Source organism: Ralstonia sp. 22086, assembly GCF_052045975.1.
GTDB lineage: Bacteria > Pseudomonadota > Gammaproteobacteria > Burkholderiales > Burkholderiaceae > Ralstonia > Ralstonia wenshanensis.
This window is the reverse complement of the sequence record NZ_JBQEPZ010000001.1, coordinates 1,224,352-1,241,204: the sequence shown is the minus strand read 5'-3', so window position 1 is coordinate 1,241,204 and position 16,853 is coordinate 1,224,352. Positions and strand designations below refer to the sequence as shown.

The 16,853-nt window shown below is 62.6% G+C and carries 16 protein-coding genes; 8 read left to right on the top strand and 8 right to left on the bottom strand.

Features of this window, described 5'->3' with window-relative positions:
• Window positions 1–622 precede the first annotated feature (622 nt).
• The 4 genes from ACTJK6_RS05815 (at window position 623) to ACTJK6_RS05800 (ending at window position 5,499) form a co-directional block, all read left to right on the top strand.
• Complete coding sequence (locus tag ACTJK6_RS05815; protein WP_440838521.1) at window positions 623–1,894, top strand: glycosyltransferase family 87 protein; 1,272 nt, start codon at window positions 623–625, stop codon at window positions 1,892–1,894.
• 124 nt (window positions 1,895–2,018) lie between these two features.
• A complete protein-coding gene (locus ACTJK6_RS05810; protein WP_440838520.1) occupies window positions 2,019–3,218 on the top strand; it encodes a glycosyltransferase family 87 protein in 1,200 nt (399 codons plus the stop codon).
• Complete coding sequence (locus ACTJK6_RS05805) at window positions 3,218–4,231, top strand: glycosyltransferase family 2 protein (protein ID WP_232042977.1); 1,014 nt, start codon at window positions 3,218–3,220, stop codon at window positions 4,229–4,231. The genes ACTJK6_RS05810 and ACTJK6_RS05805 overlap by 1 nt, the downstream gene beginning before the upstream one ends.
• A 2-nt stretch (window positions 4,232–4,233) precedes the next feature.
• A complete protein-coding gene (locus ACTJK6_RS05800) occupies window positions 4,234–5,499 on the top strand; it encodes a glycosyltransferase family 87 protein (RefSeq protein WP_440838519.1) in 1,266 nt (421 codons plus the stop codon).
• Window positions 5,500–5,533: 34 nt separating this feature from the next.
• Here the strand turns inward: ACTJK6_RS05800 and ACTJK6_RS05795 are convergent, their stop codons facing one another.
• The 7 genes from ACTJK6_RS05795 to ACTJK6_RS05765 all read right to left on the bottom strand — a co-directional run bounded on the left by ACTJK6_RS05795 (window position 5,534) and on the right by ACTJK6_RS05765 (window position 12,811).
• Complete coding sequence (locus ACTJK6_RS05795) at window positions 5,534–6,574, bottom strand: acyltransferase family protein (protein WP_440838518.1); 1,041 nt, start codon at window positions 6,572–6,574, stop codon at window positions 5,534–5,536.
• Complete coding sequence (locus ACTJK6_RS05790) at window positions 6,571–7,767, bottom strand: glycosyltransferase family 87 protein (protein ID WP_322019009.1); 1,197 nt, start codon at window positions 7,765–7,767, stop codon at window positions 6,571–6,573. The genes ACTJK6_RS05795 and ACTJK6_RS05790 overlap by 4 nt, the downstream gene beginning before the upstream one ends.
• A 187-nt stretch (window positions 7,768–7,954) precedes the next feature.
• Complete coding sequence (locus tag ACTJK6_RS05785) at window positions 7,955–9,334, bottom strand: sigma-54 dependent transcriptional regulator (RefSeq protein ID WP_232042978.1); 1,380 nt, start codon at window positions 9,332–9,334, stop codon at window positions 7,955–7,957.
• 1,124 nt (window positions 9,335–10,458) lie between these two features.
• On the bottom strand, window positions 10,459–10,983 hold the full coding sequence (locus ACTJK6_RS05780; RefSeq protein ID WP_232042151.1) for a TPM domain-containing protein: 525 nt from the start codon (window positions 10,981–10,983) through the stop codon (window positions 10,459–10,461).
• A 15-nt stretch (window positions 10,984–10,998) separates the two neighbouring features.
• Entirely contained in the window at window positions 10,999–11,862 is an 864-nt protein-coding gene (locus ACTJK6_RS05775; RefSeq protein ID WP_260802918.1) for a TPM domain-containing protein, read from the bottom strand.
• A gap of 13 nt (window positions 11,863–11,875) precedes the next feature.
• A complete protein-coding gene (locus ACTJK6_RS05770) occupies window positions 11,876–12,502 on the bottom strand; it encodes a LemA family protein (RefSeq protein WP_260802917.1) in 627 nt (208 codons plus the stop codon).
• A gap of 105 nt (window positions 12,503–12,607) precedes the next feature.
• On the bottom strand, window positions 12,608–12,811 hold the full coding sequence (locus ACTJK6_RS05765; RefSeq protein ID WP_260802916.1) for a hypothetical protein: 204 nt from the start codon (window positions 12,809–12,811) through the stop codon (window positions 12,608–12,610).
• A 91-nt stretch (window positions 12,812–12,902) separates the two neighbouring features.
• Between ACTJK6_RS05765 and dapA the strand changes: the two genes are divergently transcribed.
• Window positions 12,903–13,811: a 4-hydroxy-tetrahydrodipicolinate synthase gene (dapA, locus tag ACTJK6_RS05760; RefSeq protein WP_440838517.1), complete on the top strand. Its 909-nt coding sequence runs from the start codon at window positions 12,903–12,905 to the stop codon at window positions 13,809–13,811.
• Between the two features lie 93 nt (window positions 13,812–13,904).
• Here the strand turns inward: dapA and hemL are convergent, their stop codons facing one another.
• Entirely contained in the window at window positions 13,905–15,206 is a 1,302-nt protein-coding gene (hemL, locus tag ACTJK6_RS05755) for a glutamate-1-semialdehyde 2,1-aminomutase (protein ID WP_433866512.1), read from the bottom strand.
• A gap of 214 nt (window positions 15,207–15,420) precedes the next feature.
• Here hemL and ACTJK6_RS05750 point away from each other — a divergent pair, with 214 nt between their 5' ends.
• The 3 genes from ACTJK6_RS05750 to ACTJK6_RS05740 all read left to right on the top strand — a co-directional run bounded on the left by ACTJK6_RS05750 (window position 15,421) and on the right by ACTJK6_RS05740 (window position 16,793).
• Complete coding sequence (locus tag ACTJK6_RS05750) at window positions 15,421–15,603, top strand: rubredoxin (RefSeq protein ID WP_003261842.1); 183 nt, start codon at window positions 15,421–15,423, stop codon at window positions 15,601–15,603.
• Between the two features lie 293 nt (window positions 15,604–15,896).
• The gene (locus ACTJK6_RS05745; protein ID WP_045204650.1) at window positions 15,897–16,394 is read left to right on the top strand and encodes a response regulator; all 498 of its coding nucleotides are present in this window, start codon (window positions 15,897–15,899) and stop codon (window positions 16,392–16,394) included.
• Window positions 16,395–16,424: 30 nt separating this feature from the next.
• Entirely contained in the window at window positions 16,425–16,793 is a 369-nt protein-coding gene (locus ACTJK6_RS05740) for a response regulator (protein WP_004629647.1), read from the top strand.
• Window positions 16,794–16,853: the final 60 nt, after the last annotated feature.

Here is a 16,853-nt window from a genome sequence, read left to right as displayed (position 1 = left end):
GGCCACCCCCGTGCACTTCCATGTGCGACAAGGCTTTGCGGGCGATGGGCTGAATTCGAGGGGGCGTGCCTGACAGTTGGTTCCGGCGTTCTCGGGGGCGGAGTTGCCAGGGGGAAACGCGTAGCGAGGCCCGTCGATTTGGATGAGGCTACGTAGGGATGACGCAGCACAGGGGTGTCCTCATTCAAACGGACAGGTGGGGGGGTAGCGTAGTGGATGGTGGAAATCGCCGCTGGGTAGGCTGGGGGTCTGCGTGAGGCTCGTCGCCGGGCCCCAGCTGGCGGTGTGCCAATGGCCGGGCGACGTTTCCGGATGGAAACGTTGATGGATCCTCCTTGCGTATCGCTTGGATGGTTGCGCGTAGCAAGGCCGCAGCAACAACGCATCGCGGGAAATGTCCCCGTGCTTCAGTGCTGAAACGTCGATGCAATTTCGACGCTTGGGCGGCGCTCAACACAGACCGCAGGCGCGTGCCGTCCCTTGCCTTATCCGAGTGAGCGAACAAGACTGGGCTCTAAGACCCGCACGCGGCGTGAAGCCGTCGCGCGCGTGACGAAGCCCCACTCAGCGCAGCGCAGACATCGTGTGCCGCGCATCACCCGGAACCGACGCGAGGAGCAGCATGAGCCAGAGATCTGTGCGTCTGCCAGCCACGCGCAGTGCCGCTGCAGCAATTCGTGCAACCGGTGAGGATGCTGCCGGCCACTGGATCGATCTGGCCCGAGTGCGCGCCTACAGCGGTGCGCTGCTGGTTCTGTTCTGCGTGCTGCTGCTTGGCTGGGCCTGGACGAGCAATGGCTTTACCGATGTGACGATGTCGCGTCCTGGAACGGATTTCTCGGCGTTCTGGGGGGCCTCCCATCTCGCGCTGACGCAGGGGCCCCTGCATGCATATGACGTGCGCGAACTGACTGCGGTGATTGCCGAGCATGGAACGTTGGGAAAGGGGGCGGAGCTGATCCTTCCCTGGCTCTATCCGCCGACCTTTCTGCTGATGGTCTTGCCGCTGTCGTTGTTGCCGCTGACTTTGAGCTACCTGCTGTTCCTGGCCGGCACGGGGCTCGTCTATTTCAAATCGATCGGCATGTTGACGCGGGCACAGCACCCCTGGCGCCAAGGGTTGTGGTTGCCTGTGCTGGCCGCTCCGGCAACGCTTATCACCATTCTTGCTGGCCAAAACGCGCTGTTGACAGCCGGTGTGGCAGGTGCTGCGGTGTATCACCTGAACAAGCGCCCCGTACTTGCCGGTGTGCTGATCGGCTTGCTTGCCATCAAGCCGCAGCTGGCGGTGTTGTTCCCGCTGGCCCTGGTGATGGCGCGTGCATGGACGGCGCTGGCCAGCGCGCTGCTGACAACCGTAGCGTTTGCGAGTGTCAGCGTGCTGGTCTGCGGCTGGCGGACGGTGCCGGCGTTCCTTGCCAACGCGCAATGGGTGCGGGCGAGCTTCATCGAGGGCGGCGCCAACCTATGGTGGGGCATGCCAACGCCTATTGCAGCCGCCCGGCTGGCCGGGTCGAGCGTGAACGGTGCGTACGCCGTACAGGTGCTGACAGCGCTGGCGATGGCCGCCGCGATGGCCTATGTCTGGCGGCGGACGACGGCGTTTGAGTTACGTGCTGCGGCGCTGGCGATTGCCACGCTGATGGTGTCGCCATATCTGCGTGACTACGAACTGACATGGTTGGGGCTGGCCATTGCCGGTCTGGTTGGCGCCGGTGTGCATGAGGACAGTGGCCATGGCCTGGCGAGCGGCGAGCGGGCGCTGCTCGTTGTGGCCTGGCTGCTGCCGATCTATGAGCACGCTAATCCTTATCTGAAACTGCCGCAGATCGGGCCCCTGGTTCTGATCGCCATGATGGCGCTTGTTGTGCGGCGCGTGGCAAAGCGGGTGTGAGGGTGCCATGTCCATCGCCTTGAACCTTCTAAAGCACAGGGCGCCTGAGGTGTCGACAGCGTCTCCAGTGGCCGCCGCGGGTGCTCGCCACTGGTTGGGCGCGGACCGCCTGCGCGTGTACTCGATGGCTGCGCTGGCCTGCTACGTCGCGTACTTTGTAATCTGGGCCGTTCGCGCCAGTGTGTTGAAGGTCGCGGGTGTCTTTCCGCTTGGCGGCGATTTTCTGGTGTTCTGGGGCGCCGCGCAGTTGGTGCTGCAAGGGCACCCACTCGCTGCCTACGATGTGGCTGTGCTGCATAACGTGGAGCTGGCAACCGTCCCGCTGGTGGCGACAACCCAGGGGTTGTTGCCCTGGTTCTATCCGCCAACCTTTCTGCCCTTCGTCGCCCCCTTCGGGCTGCTGCCGTACTGGCTTGCCGTGCTCGTCTTCCTGAGTATGAGCGTCGGGTGCTTCCTGTGGGTTGTCGGCCGGATCGTGCCATTGCGGCAGGCATGGCTGCCGTGCGCGGCGTTTCCGGGGATTGCGGTCGTGCTTGCAACCGGGCAGAACGCGTTGCTCTTGGCGGCGTGTGCTGGTTTGGCGCTCACATTGCTGCATTCCCCTCGCCCCAAGCGGCCCGCAAGCCCGATCGCCGCGGGCATGTTGCTCGCCCTGCTGACAGTGAAACCGCAATTGGCGGTGATGTTTCCGGTGGCGCTGATGTGCGCCAGAGCCTGGAAAGCGTTGATTGCAATGGCGCTGACCTCGCTCGCATTGGTAGTGCTGGCGCTGCTGGCGTTCGGGCCGCAGTCGTTCATTGCCTTTCTTCACAACGCGGCGTTTGCACGGTCGGCGGTGGAATCCGGCGCAGTCCATCTGGAGCGCATGCCCACCCTCTTTGCCATGGTCAAGATGCTGCACGGCAGCGTGATGCTGGCCTACGTGCTGCATCTGATGGGGGCCTTCACGGCCTGTGCCGCAGTCGCCTATGCCTGGAGTCGGCCTTGCAGCTTTGCACTGCGCGCCGCAGCCGTGCTGACGGCAACCATGCTCGCCAGCCCCTACCTGTACGACTACGACTTGGCCTTCCTCGGTCTGGCCATTGCCTGGCTGGCCTCCTACGCGTTGCGGGATGGGTGGCTGCCCGGTGAACGTGAAGGGCTCATCCTGCTGTGGCTTCTGCCGCTGGGCGGAATGCTCTTGATTGACCGACTCGGCTTTCAGCTGATGCCGCTTGTATTGCTGCTTGCACTCGCGCATATCGCGCGCCGTATTCATCTTGAGCGCACACGCAACGCGTCACGCAGCCGCGTGCCAAGGCGCCTTGGACGGGGAGAACAATGATGTTGGATTACAAGAGAAACCAACTCCTTTCGCTGGTCGTACCGTTCTATAACGAAGGCGAGGCGCTAGAGTCCTTCTTTGCACGGGTCGTGCCGATCCTGGAGTCGATCGAGTTCACGCAGTTCGAGATCGTGTGCGTGAACGACGGTAGCAAGGACGACACCCTGCAGAAGTTGATCGCCGTGTCACGCACGGACGAGCGTGTACGGGTGATCGATCTGACACGCAACTTCGGCAAGGAAGCCGCGTTGACGGCCGGCATTGACGAGGCACTTGGTGATGCCGTCATCCCAATCGATGCTGATCTGCAAGACCCGCCGGAACTGATTCCCACCCTGGTAGCGCACTGGCAGAAGGGGGCGGAAGTGGTCCTTGCACAGCGCGCCAGCCGGGCCTGCGACACCTTTCTCAAGCGGGTGACTGCCGCCGCGTATTACCGCGTCCACAACACGTTGTCCGACCTGAAGCTGCCGGAGAATGTTGGCGATTTCCGCTTGATGGACCGCGCGGTCGTCAATGCGCTCAAGCAGTTGCCCGAGCGGCACCGGTTTATGAAGGGCCTGTTTGCGTGGGTGGGTTTCAACACCGTGATCGTTCCGTACGAGCGCGAGGCACGCAGCGCAGGTCAGTCGAAGTTCTCCGGCTGGCGCCTGTGGAACTTCGCGCTGGAAGGCATCACCAGTTTCAGCACCTGGCCGCTGCGGAGCTGGACGTATATCGGTTTGGCCATTGCAAGCCTGGCATTCGTGTACGGCAGCTACATCATCGCTCGCACCATGGTTCTGGGTGTGGATGTGCCGGGCTATGCCTCGCTGCTGTCGCTGCTGCTGTTTTTTGGTGGCTTGCAATTGATCGGGCTGGGCGTGGTGGGCGAATACATTGGCCGCATCTACGACGAGGCCAAGGGGCGCCCGATCTACCTGGTGAAGCGCCGCTATCAGGAGCGCCGGCTGCGCAACCGGTTCACGGGTGAGCGGCGCGTCATTCAGATGGTGCGAGGTCAGCGCGGTTAGGCGTGTTCCAGCAAGAGAGGCGCGTCATGTCGGCAATGGATTCTGGGCGCCTGGCCCGTCGCCTGACCATCTACGCGATGGCAGCATTGGCGCTCCAGATCCTGGCGTTGATGATCTGGGGGATCCGGTTTTACCTGCTGCACGACTGGACAGCGCCAATGCTCGGCTACGACTTTTCGGTATTCTGGTCTGCCGCCCGGGTGACGATGGAGCACAACGCAACAGCCGTGTTTTCTGCGCAATGGATGCAGCCGCTGGAAGAGTCGCTGCGGCACCAGATCGGCTACTCCCCATGGCCTTATCCGCCCACCTTCTTGCTGGCAGTCATTCTCTTCGGACTGCTGCCATTCGGGGCCGCCCTCATCCTTTACTTTGTGCTCGGCTTGTCCGCTTATGGCGCGATGCTTGTGCGTATCAATCGCAACGTCGATCGTGCATGGTTGCCTTGGTTCGCCGCGTTCCCGGGGGTGCCTGTCGCGCTGGGGTTGGGCCAGAACTCGCTTCTGACAGTGTCTGCAGCGGGTGCCGCGCTTGTCTTGCTTGAGACAAACGCGGGCGTTGCCGGACTGTGTATCGCGATACTGGTGATCAAGCCGCAGTTTGGCGTGCTGTTTCCGCTGGCGCTTGTGTGCGGTCGGCAATGGAAGGCGCTTGTTGTGGCGGGTCTGTGCACCTTGGCCTTCGTTGGAGGCAGCGTTGCTGTCTTCGGAGTTGACGCATGGCGCGCGTTTGCAGCGTATCTTCCCGAGTTCAGCCGGATCGCGGTGGAGCAGGGCGGCCGTGAAATGTGGCTCGGCATGCCAACCGTGTTCGCCGTGAGCCGCGGCGTGGATCTACCCGTGAGCGTGGCTTATGTTGTGCATGGCTTGGTCGCTGCGCCTGCCGTGATCGTCATGACCTTCCTGTGGGTCAGGCGCGCGAGGTTCGAGCTTCGCGCAACGGCCTTCGTCGTGGCCACGCTATTGATGCAGCCCTACATCATGTTCTACGACCTGGTCTGGTTGATCCTGCCGATCGTCTTTCTGATGCGCGATGCCAAGGTCCAAGCGTTGAATCGTCTGGAGTGGATTCTGCTGATTGCGGCGTGGCTGGCACCTGTGCAGGGCGTTCTCGCGGCCTATGTCGGCCGCTATCTTCAGGTGCTGCCTGCGGTGCTGGTTGCGTTACTGGTGATGGTGATGCGGCGTCATTTTGCATCCATTGCAGGAAGCACGCATGCTGCTGACTGTCTTGCCGACCATGTGGCAGGCGTATCCCGCGTCGTTTAAGTGTTTGTTGCCGAGTAAGTTGCGCCCCCATGCGTTAGCGTTGTGGCACCTGCGATGACGTTGCACGCGAGAGCATTTGAGACCACGCATTGAACCGGTTACGAAACGGCAGCTCGACGTAGTTGTGCAGCACATGGGCGGCGGCAAACGCCCAGAAGAGAAACAGCGCGTAAGTGACAAGTTGATCCGCGAGCCCGACGTCCGCCGGCATGCTCACGACAAGCGGCAGCATGACGCCATGTGCCAGATACAGCGGATATGACACCTTGCCAAGATACTGCGCCGCCGGCGTTTGGAGGATGTGCGAGACGGGGCCGCGATCACTGATGAGCGCACCGATCAGCGCGCCGAACGTCAATGGCGCGGTCAGTGCAGACCCGGGAAGGGCATCTGCCGAAATGAGCAGGAACAGCGCTGCTGAAAATGCCGTCACCTGAAAGACGGGGTGGCTCGCCCAGGTAATAAGGCGATCTCGGAACTCATAAAGGAGGGCGCCGATGAAGAAGCCTGCAATACACCGCAGCCAGCCGAATTGGTGAACCAACTTACTGAGGCAGCCGCCCTGGAGAAGACAGCGTCGGTCGATCTCGATCCAGGCGGCCAGCGCCCACGCGGTCAAGCCTAACGCTGCGAATACCACCATGCGGGTGCGGCCGCGCATCAGGATGCAACCCGCACCGAACACAAAGTAGACGTACATTTCGTCGCTGGCGCTCCAGCTCACGGCGTTGCCGATGCCAGCCTGGAAGACGTTTAGGCCCTGCGACATGGTGGCGAGTGCCAGCGCCTCGCCAAACGCCGGCAGATGGCGGGCCACAATGAGGGCCAAGGCCGTGGTTGCGATGTGCGTTGGCCACAGACGGCCAATGCGGCGGATCATGAACGTGCGCAGCGATGCAAGATTCGACAACTGCGGGCCACACGCGCTGCTGATGACGAAGCCGCTCAAGACAAAGAAGAGGTCCACAGCAAGATAGGCGTTGGCAGAAAGCGGGTGCGGCCATGCGCAGAACATGTGATGCACAACGATAAACAAGGCCGCGATGCCGCGCAGGCCCTCAAAGCTTCTGTTCACGCCGTTGTCCCCTGCGCCGGGTTGGATGCGTGTGCGCCAATCGCGGCTGCGGGTGGTGTTGCAGCGTCGGAGCATTCGTGGCGTGCGATCACGCGTTGTGGTGCCCGCGCCCGCCGCACGATGATGGCGAGCAAGGCCACCAGCACGATCGGCGCCCATTGCCCTGTCCGGTGCGAAAGCACGGCGAACAGGCCTTGTGCAGGTACCAGCCAGGCGGCAAGCAGCACCGCATTTTCGAAGCGGTTGCTGCTGTGGCGCACGAAATCGACCGCAAGCCAGGCCATCGGCAAAGCGAGCCAGGCGAGGTCGTAGTAGATGAGATAGGGCTGCACCATCAGCGTTGCAACGGGCAGTGAGGCAGCGCGCAACTCAAAGCGGCAGGCGCTGCGCCATAACCAAACGCAGACGGCAATCACGAGCATCGCCACGCCGGCGTGAGCCGCATATGACACCGTGGTCGAGCACCCGGCAGATCGCAGCGTGCCGAATACCGTCGGCGCGCCATACAGGATCACACCACCATTCTCGACAATGGCGTGGCGGAACATGGCCATGCTTCTTGCGGCGGCTACAAAGGTGGCTGTGCCAAATGCGAGCCAACTCACCGCCAAAGTCAGCACCGAGAAGAACGCTGCCGATGCAAGCGCGCGCCACTGGCGCTCGCAGAGCAGGTATAGCGGGAACAGGATGCCCAGTTGCGGTTTGATGCACAACATGGCGATGCAAGCACCTGCCGCCACCGGAGATCGCCGCAGCAGCACCAGCGCCGCACCCGCAGCCGCTGCGGTGAAGAGCGAATTCTGACCCGTGACCAGCGTGACCCACACGCCTGGGAACGCAACCGCCGGAATGAGCCAGGGCAGCCGCAGCGAGTCTGGCACCGACCGCAGCGTTTTGTTGAGTATCCCCAGAAAAAGCGCAATGCCGCAGCCTGAGAAAACCACCGTGGCTGCACCAAACGACAACGCGCCAATCGGGTAGATCAGCAGCAGAAACGTTGGAGGATAGGAGAACGGCCCAAAGATGTCGGGCGGCAGGATGGCGGCTTCCGCAGCACGCAACAACCCCCAGTCATAAGCTGCTGCCGCGCCGTGCGTGATGGCCAGGTTGGCGGCACTCCAGAAGACAGCCAGATCCCACCCCGGCGACGGAATGGTGGTGTTCTGCAGGATGTGGTGGCCCCACCACCACATGCCGAGCAGGAAGTACTCAAGGAAGAGCAGGGCCCCGCCATAAACATGCAGCCGGCGGGACCCCTGCCAACTTCCCCCCCTCGCTCCCCTCGACTTCGGCGCTGGTTCAACCCGCGCCGTATCCTGCTGGCTGACTGACATGGTCCGCCCCTGTTATTTTTTCTGTCCCCGCCTTTCCCCCTTGCCTTTACCCCTGTACGCACACCATCCCAAGTTCGCCCTTGCGGATCTGCAGTTTGTGCTCGCGCATCATCCGGAACAGCGTGACGCGTGAGATGCCGAGCTCTTCGGCCACGTCGATGAGCCGTTCATGATTGCGTTGCAGGGCTTCTTTTACGGCACAACGTTCGGCTGCTTCCCGGGCCTCAGCCAGGGTAGGCGGGCGCGACGGCTCGACGGGCGGCTGCAGGTCGAGATCGGCCGGCTTGATGATGCCGTCTTCGCACATGGCTGCGGCGTGCCGGATGCGGTTGATCAGCTCCCGCACGTTGCCCGGCCACGTGTGCGCGCTGAGGGCGCGCAGCGCCGCTGGTGAGAACCCCTTGATGTGTTCGGGCGAATGGCTGCGCACGCTGTTGAGGATGTGTTCGGCCAGCAGCAGGATGTCGGTGTCGCGCTCGCGCAGTGCGGGTTGCTTGACGCGCAGCACGCACAGGCGGTGATAGAGATCGCCGCGAAAGCGTTCCGCCGCAATGGCTGCTTCCAGGTCGACATGCGTGGCTGAGATGACGCGCACGTCGACGGCAACCGACTCTGTGCCGCCCAGTCGTTCGATGCAGCCGGTTTCCAGAAAGCGCAGCAGGCTGGTCTGGCTTTCTAGCGGCATGTCGCCGATTTCATCCAGGAAGAGGGTGCCCCCGTGCGCCATCTCGATGCGGCCGAGTTTGCGCTTGACCGCGCCAGTGAAGGCACCGCGTTCATAGCCGAACAGCTCGGACATCAGCAGCGTGGGCGGAATCGCCGCGCAGTTGACGGCAATGAATGGCTGGCCGGCGCGCCGCGAGGCACAGTGGATTGCGCGTGCTGCGAGTTCTTTGCCTGTTCCCGATTCACCTGAGATCAGAACTGGGGTATCCCATTTCGAGACTTTCTCGATGCCGCGGAACAGGTTCTGCATGGCGGGACAGTTACCGATCATGCCATCGGGGCGCAGCGCATCGCGTGTGAGCGTTGCCGCCGGGCGCAGGCTTGCCATGCCGACTGCGTGCCCCAGTGCGTGTGCCAATTCGGCGCTGTCGCACGGGATGTTGTAGTAGTCGACAAAGTACAGGCCGAGCAGCTTGCGCATCGGGTCAGACAACATGTCGCCGTTACCGACCACTCCGATCCAGCCAATGTTCTGCCGGGCAAGCCAGGGTTCCAGTTCTTCCAATTCGGCGTCGGAGTAACCGCAATCCAGATCCAGCAGACCGCCCAGGACGGGCTCATCGCACAGGTTCAGCGCTTCAAGGTCGCGGCGGTTGTTGGCGAAGAGCAGTTGCCAACCCTGTTGAGCCAGGTAGCGGCAACGCGTTGCATCGTGACGCAGTGAGACATAGAGCAACGGGCGGTTGATGTACGCGTTCATGTTTTCCCCCAACGTTTTTCTATGGGGCCGCGTACCGCTGTTGCGGCCACCAATGGACTGCCAAGTCAACCGTCGGACAAGGGCGGAAAGCCGTCCGTCCGCAAATGCAGTCTGGGGGAGGAACCTCTATGCACCATGCGGCTGTCGGCGTGCGGTGCATGCCTGGCAACCTGGCGGTCTCGTTTGTTCGAGACTGGCTTTGACGTCGGTTCGCACCGACGTTACCCCCGGACAACTTCTAATTCGACTTTCACTGCTACGAGTGGACTCCCCTCGCATTGCCCGAGGCCGTTATGAATGGCTGTATCAGGCTTGTTCTCGGGTGCTTGGCCATCTGGTGTGGCCGCTGCACCGCCTTTGTTCTGAGCTTCCCCTCGGAGTGCCGTTGGATTTGCACTCCGTCTTGAATCTGTCCTGCGGTCTCGGCGGCGGCGTTTCACGCTGCTCTGGTTTGATTGCCGAGCCTCCGGATCGCTGATTGGCCTTGCTGGCCCGGACAGTAGAGCGACGACCATGCCACGGCGGATAAACCGTTGAGCCACAACGATTCCAGCCCGAATCAAAGTATTTGCAGTGGCAGGCGCTGGTCGGATGTTTCGTATTGGATACGTGCCGGATACCGACAGTGGGCACTGAAAATCGCCTCAGATGGAGGTGATTTGTGCGCAATAAATCGCGCAAACGGACGCAAAAAGTGACGTTAAATTCCTGTTGCGGTGCAAAGGTTCGGGGGTAACCAGAGGGGCCCCGAATGGTTGCATTCATGAAACATGGGTCGCAAATCTGGCAATGCGGAGCCACCGTAGCAGGTGCCTTCGTATCGCACGACGCACATGTCCGTCGCGGAAAGGTGTAACGGCTTCTCGGCGATGTGGGTGACGGCACCGCAGAACATGAAGCAGACGCCTGAGGTGCAGCGCCCGTCAGGTCATCCTAAAAGATGAGGCGCCTGATTGCCTGAGCGTGTTGCTCATGCGTTCCATCGCGCGTGCGCTTTCGTACCAAAACTGAAACACGTGCGGTGGAGGTGCACGTGCAGTCGGATCTTTGCGAAACAACGCTACGGATGTGGCGGCAGATCCGGCTTGGGACGCTGCTTGGCAGCCTCACTCAACGTAGCGCCGTTACAGTACGACCGGCCGGTCGCTCAGCTCATTGGTGCGCGGCGTGCCATCGGAAGGCACGTGTGTGGCGAGGAGGTCGTTGATCTGCGCCAGCGCATCGAGCACCGGCGTCATGCTCACGCGTTGCGCGAAGCCGCGCGTGATGGTCTCGCAGATGGTGCGCCACGTGTGCGCGTCCACCTTGGCGGCGATCCCGTGGTCGGCCAGGATCTCAACCGCGTGGTCGGCCAGGTTGATGTAGAGCAGCACGCCCACGTGCTCGCGCGTGTTCCACACCTCCAGCAGCCCGAACAGCATCCGGGCGCGGTGACGCGGCGACACACCGGCCCACGCATCGCGCACCGGCAGCGAGCTTTCGATGACGACCCGCACTTCACCGCGATGGCGTTGTTCGCCTTCGCGCACGGCGGCTTCGAGTTTTTGCAGATCCGCCGGCGGAAACGCACGCCTGGCGTGCGACGACGTCGTCAGCAGGTGGGTGATGGCACGGCGAGCGCCGTGGGGGTGTCGGGTCGTGGAAGCCATGGATGCGTTCACCGGTTACCAGTTGCCGGAGGCGCCACCGCCACCGAAATCACCACCGCCGCCACCGCCAAAGCCGCCGCCTCCACCGCCACCGCCACCGAAGTCGCCCCGGTCGCGTCCCCATTCGCCGCCCAGGCCTCCGCCAAGGCCGCCAATCGTGCCCGGGCCCCAGCCGCGGTTGCCCATCATCACGCGCGAGCCCGGCCGGCCGGGCAGGCTGCCCGTCACGCGCCCGCCCGAGCGCATGGCCGCACTCAGCACGAAGAACACGATGATCGCCAGCGGAAACAGCACGGGCAGCCAGTCGCCGATGCCGCCGCCGGATGGCTGATGCTTCGCCCGCTCTGCCGGCGGCAGGCTCTCTTGCGCAATGACAGTCTGGATGGCCGAGATACCTGCCGACAGCCCGCCGTAGAAATCGCCCTGGCGGAAGTGCGGCGCCATCACGTCCTGCAGGACACGCTTGGACTGCGCATCCGTCAGCGCCCCTTCCAGCCCGCGCCCGACCTCGATACGCATCTTGCGCAGCGACGCCGGGTTGTCCTTGGCGATGAGGATGATCGCGCCGTCGTCCACGCCCTTGCGGCCGGCCTTCCACGCATCGGCCACACGAATGCCGTACGCCTCGATAGGCTCCGGCGCGGTGGACGGCACCATCAGCACGAAGATCTGGCTGCCGCGTTGCTGTTCGTAGTCGGCCAGCACCTGTTCGAGCGCGCTCTTCTGTTCGGCGCTGAGCGTGCCGGTCAGGTCGGTCACGCGTGCAGCCAGCGGCGGCACGGCCACCATGTCGCTTTGCGCGCGCGCGGGCAGCGCACTGGCCAGCCACAGGGCCGCAGTCAGCAGGAAGGCCAAGCAGGCACGCGCACGCATCGACATGATCGTCAGCTCGTCAGAACTTCACCGCCGGGGCGGTGGAAATACCTTTCTCATTCTCGACCGTGAAGTTCGGCTTGACCTGATAGCCCATCACCTTGGCCGTCAGGTTGGTCGGGAAGCTACGGGCTAGCACGTTGTACTCCTGCACCGATTTGATGTAACGCTGACGCGCTACCGTAATGCGGTTCTCGGTGCCTTCCAGCTGCGATTGCAGATCGCGGAACGACTGGTCAGCCTTGAGCTGCGGATAGTTCTCCGACACCGCCATCAAGCGGGACAGCGCGCTCGAAAGCTCGCCCTGCACCTGCTGGAATTTCTGAAACGCTACCGGATCGTTCAGCACCTCCGGCGTGATCTGGAAGCTGGTGGCCGCGGCGCGGGCCTTGGTCACGGCTTCCAGCGTGTCCTTCTCGTGCGACGCATAGCCCTTGACCGTATTCACCAGATTCGGAATCAGATCCGCACGGCGCTGGTATTGGTTGACCACCTCGGCCCAGGCAGCCTTGGTGGCTTCGTCCTTCGCCTGGAAATCGTTATAGCCGCACGCAGACAGAAACGGCGCAGCCAGCACGGCCAGCGACAGTGCCAGCCAGCGCAGCACCGAAAAACGCGTCGAACGGAAGGTCAGGGCAGGGGTCATGAAGTCCTCTAGATCTGAGTCTGAAAAGAATGTGGCATGAGACTGACATCGCCTCATGTCGTTTCAGCGCACTTTAGCTTATGCGCTTGACGCTCCAGTCACACATCAGTACGGTATGGGGACTTTTTTGACAATTTCCATGCGCGCGATTTCCCGTTCCTCGTCGATCTGCTCGGCACCGGCATTCAGCCTGTCGGTCTTGTCGACGCTCGCGCGCGCCAAAAAAGCCACCAAACAGCCGCTCGTCTGACCGGAGCGCTGTTCCGTCAGATGGGCGACGGAGCAGCGGTTGACCGATACGTTAGACACGGTTGCCTCCCACCCGCATCTCGCGGGGCCGCATTCCCGAAGCGCTCCTGACGGTTCTTCACCGGTCGTTGATTCGTCCAGGAGTGTTGTCGTGCTTGAAAATTCATCCACCAATCTGTCCACCCACGAACGTCCGTCTTATGCGGGCATCTGGGTGCCCATCGTGACGCCGTTTGCCGATGACGCTGCGCGGTCGGTCGACTACGGTGCGCTGTATGCATTAGTGGTCCGGTATCGCGCGCTGGGCGTCGCCGGCTTTGTGGCGTGTGGCAGTACTGGCGAAGCCGCGGCGCTGACCGATCAGGAACAGGCCGACGTGCTCGATACGGTACGTGCCGCCGCCGACGGCTTACCCGTGGTGATGGGTGTCTCGGGTAGTGCTCTCGTGTCCGTGCGCGAGCGAATGCTGCGCCTCGCCGAACATCGGCCGGCGGCGTTTCTGATCCCGGCGCCTTCCTACATTCGCCCGTCGCAGCGCGGGATCATCGAATACTTCACCGCATTGGCCGACGCCTCGCCGGTGCCGGTGCTGCTGTATGACATTCCGTATCGCACCGGCGCAAACATCGAGACCGAAACGCTGCTTGCGCTGGCGGCGCACCCGAACATCCGTGGCATCAAGGATTGTGGTGGCGATGCGGACAAGACGCAGCGCGTAATTGCCGATGGGCGGTTGCAGGTCCTGGCCGGGGAGGACGCGCAGGTGTTCGGCACGCTATGCGCGGGCGGCGTCGGGGCGATCATTGCTGCCGCGCATGTCCGCACGGAGCTGTTTGTTGAGATGGCAAGGGCGGTGCAAGAGCAGCGGTTGAACGATGCGCGACGGTTGCATCATGCGCTGGCGCCGGTGATCCGGTTGCTGTTTGCCGAGACGAATCCGGGGCCCTTGAAGGCCTGGCTGGCTGCTGAGGGGCTGATTCGGAATGTGTTGCGGGCGCCGATGATGGCGGCTTCTGAGGGGTTGGGGCGGGAGTTTGGGGAGGTGGTTGGGCGGGTTTGATTTTGTTGTTGGTGGTTCATCCCTGTTTCAGCCCCGGCAGGGGGTGAAACAGGGGACGCACCACTAACCCCCATCCCCAAAATACAAAAAAACTCAAACAGCCTTAAACGCCTTCCGAGCTGACTCAAACGTCGCATCCAAAATCGCATCATCGTGCGTGGAAGACACAAATCCGGCCTCGAACGCTGACGGGGCCAGATACACACCCTGATCCAGCATTGCGTGGAAGAACGCATTGAAGCGCCCAACATCGCTCTTGGTCACTTCAGCAAAGCTCGTCGGCACGCCTTCGCGGAAGTAGATGCCGAACATGCCGCCCACGCTGTCAGCGGCAAACGGCACGCCAACTTCACGCGCGATATCGGCCAGGCCATCGACCAGCTTGCGTGTCTGCGCCGCCAGTCGGTCATGGAAACCCTCCGCAGCGATCAGCCGCAGCGTGGTGAGCCCGGCCGCCACGGCCAGCGGATTTCCCGATAGGGTGCCCGCCTGGTACACGTTGCCCAGCGGTGCCAGGAACCCCATGATGTCTCGGCGGCCGCCAAACGCAGCGGCCGGCATGCCGCCGCCAATCACCTTGCCCAGGCACGTCAGATCCGGCTTGATGCCGTACAGCGCCTGCGCGCAACCGAGCGCCACGCGGAAGCCCGTCATCACCTCGTCGAAGATCAGTACGGCGCCATGCTCGGTGCACAGCGAACGCATGGCCTGATGGAATTCGGTGCTGCCACGCACGAGGTTCATGTTGCCCGCCACCGGCTCGACGATCACGGCGGCGATTTCCTTGCCGTGGCGGGCGAAGGCCTCGCGCAGCGCGGTGACGTCGTTATACGGCAGCACCATCGTGTGCTTGACCACGTCTTCCGGCACGCCGGCGGAAGAGGGCGCGTTCTGCGTCGTATCGGCAAACGTCAGCAGGCCCGAGCCGGCCTTGACCAGCAGGCTGTCGGCATGACCGTGGTAGCAGCCTTCGAACTTGACGATCAGGTCGCGCCCGGTAAAGCCGCGCGCCAGACGCAGGGCGCTCATGGTGGCTTCGGTGCCCGACGACACGAGCCGCACCTGCTCGATCGACGGCACGAGCTTGCAGATTTCCTCGGCCATGACGACTTCGGCCTCGGTGGGCGCGCCGAACGAGAAGCTGTCGGCCGCCACTTCCTGCACGGCGCGGACGACATCCGGATGCGCGTGGCCAACGATCATCGGGCCCCAGGAGCCCACGTAGTCGATGTAGCGGGTGCCGTCGGCGTCCCACAGGTGCGGGCCGGCTGCCTTGGCAATGAAGCGCGGCGTGCCACCCACCGAGCGGAAGGCGCGTACCGGGGAGTTCACCCCACCTGGGATGGTCTTCTGGGCACGTTCAAACAGGGCAGCGCTGCGGGAGGGTGTCGACATGGATGCGGTTGAGAGCAATAGGCGCCGCGCAGAACGCCGCTGCGGCAAGGTTGAAAGGCACTTTTGAGGCGATTATGTGGTGGTTTGCCGCAGATACGGGTTGAATGCAATCAAACACCGTGTCTGCCCGGCGCGTGTTCTGGCGCACCCGGGCGTGATTCGGTACCATCTGGCCTGCCATTTTAATAGACGGAACCCACCGAAGCTTTGCCCTATGGAACAACAGATTGAATACAAGACGTGGATGTGCCTGATTTGCGGCTGGATCTACGACGAAGAACAAGGCGCCCCGGACGACGGCATTGCGCCCGGCACGAAGTGGGAAGACGTGCCCATCAACTGGACGTGCCCCGAGTGCGGCGCGCGCAAGGAAGACTTCGAAATGGTGCAGATCTGATCCGGATCTGACCTGTCTCCCGTCAGCAAGTGAGCGTTTGCCCTCTTGCTGACAGCCAAGTATCAGGAAGTGACGGTTCGATGAAATGGGCTCGTCGCTTCCATGCCACAAGCGCTCGGCGGACAGCCGGCGCCATTGACGGCGAATAGGTGACTTGTCACACTTCGTCAAATTCTGAGCTTCACACTTCATAAGCGGGCCGGGGGGCGTAGTTTTGAAGTCGTCGCCAGCTTGGGCCTTTTCCGTTTGGAGGGCACGCTGCGTGGCGATTTGCCGCGATCCATCCGGTCAGAATGTCGTGGCGACCCGTGGTCGCGCACTGCGAGAACATGATGCAATCCGCGCGGGTGGAACAACTGGCTGACTCCCAACCGCTGGCGAACTCTCCGCTGGCGCATTCCCTGACAGGCTGCAAGGTGCTGGTGATCGACGATTCCAGCACCATTCGCCGTACCGCGCAGATTTTCCTCACCCAAGCCGGGTGCCAGGTCATGCTGGCCGAAGACGGCTTCGACGCACTGGCCAAGGTGGGTGACCTGAAGCCCGATCTCGTGTTCTGCGACATCCTGATGCCGAATCTCGACGGCTATCAGACGTGCTCGCTGATCAAGAAAAGCCCAAAGTTTCATGCCACGCCTGTGATCATGCTGTCTTCGCGCGACGGAATTTTCGACCGTGCGCGGGGCAAGTCGGTCGGGGCGGTGGACCACCTTGCCAAGCCGTTCTCGAAGGAAGCGCTGCTGGAGGCGGTCCAGACGCATTTGCCGGTGGCGCCAGCTGCCGCGCAGTGATGGCATCTCTCTTAACGAAGGACTGTTTGTATGGCAATCAAGAAAGTGTTGGTGGTCGATGATTCTCCGACCGAAGCGCTGCATCTGTCGGAGATCCTCGGCAAGAACGGTTTCAAGGTGACGGTCGCTGCCGATAGCGAGCAGGCCATGACCAAGCTCGAAGCCGAAACGTTCGACCTGATCCTGATGGACGTGGTGATGCCGGGCCAGAACGGCTACCAGGCGACCCGCGCCATCAAGAAGGACGAGCGCTTCCAGGGCATCCCCGTGATCATGTGCACGACCAAGGGCCTGGAGACCGACCGCGTGTGGGGCATGCGTCAGGGCGCATCGGACTACATCGTCAAGCCGGTCAAGGCCGAAGAGCTGCTAGAAAAGATCGCCAAGCTGGCGCAGTGATCCTGCGGCAGTTCGTTTAGAAGCGCGACGTCGAGACCGCGCGCAGCAAAGAACCAGCAC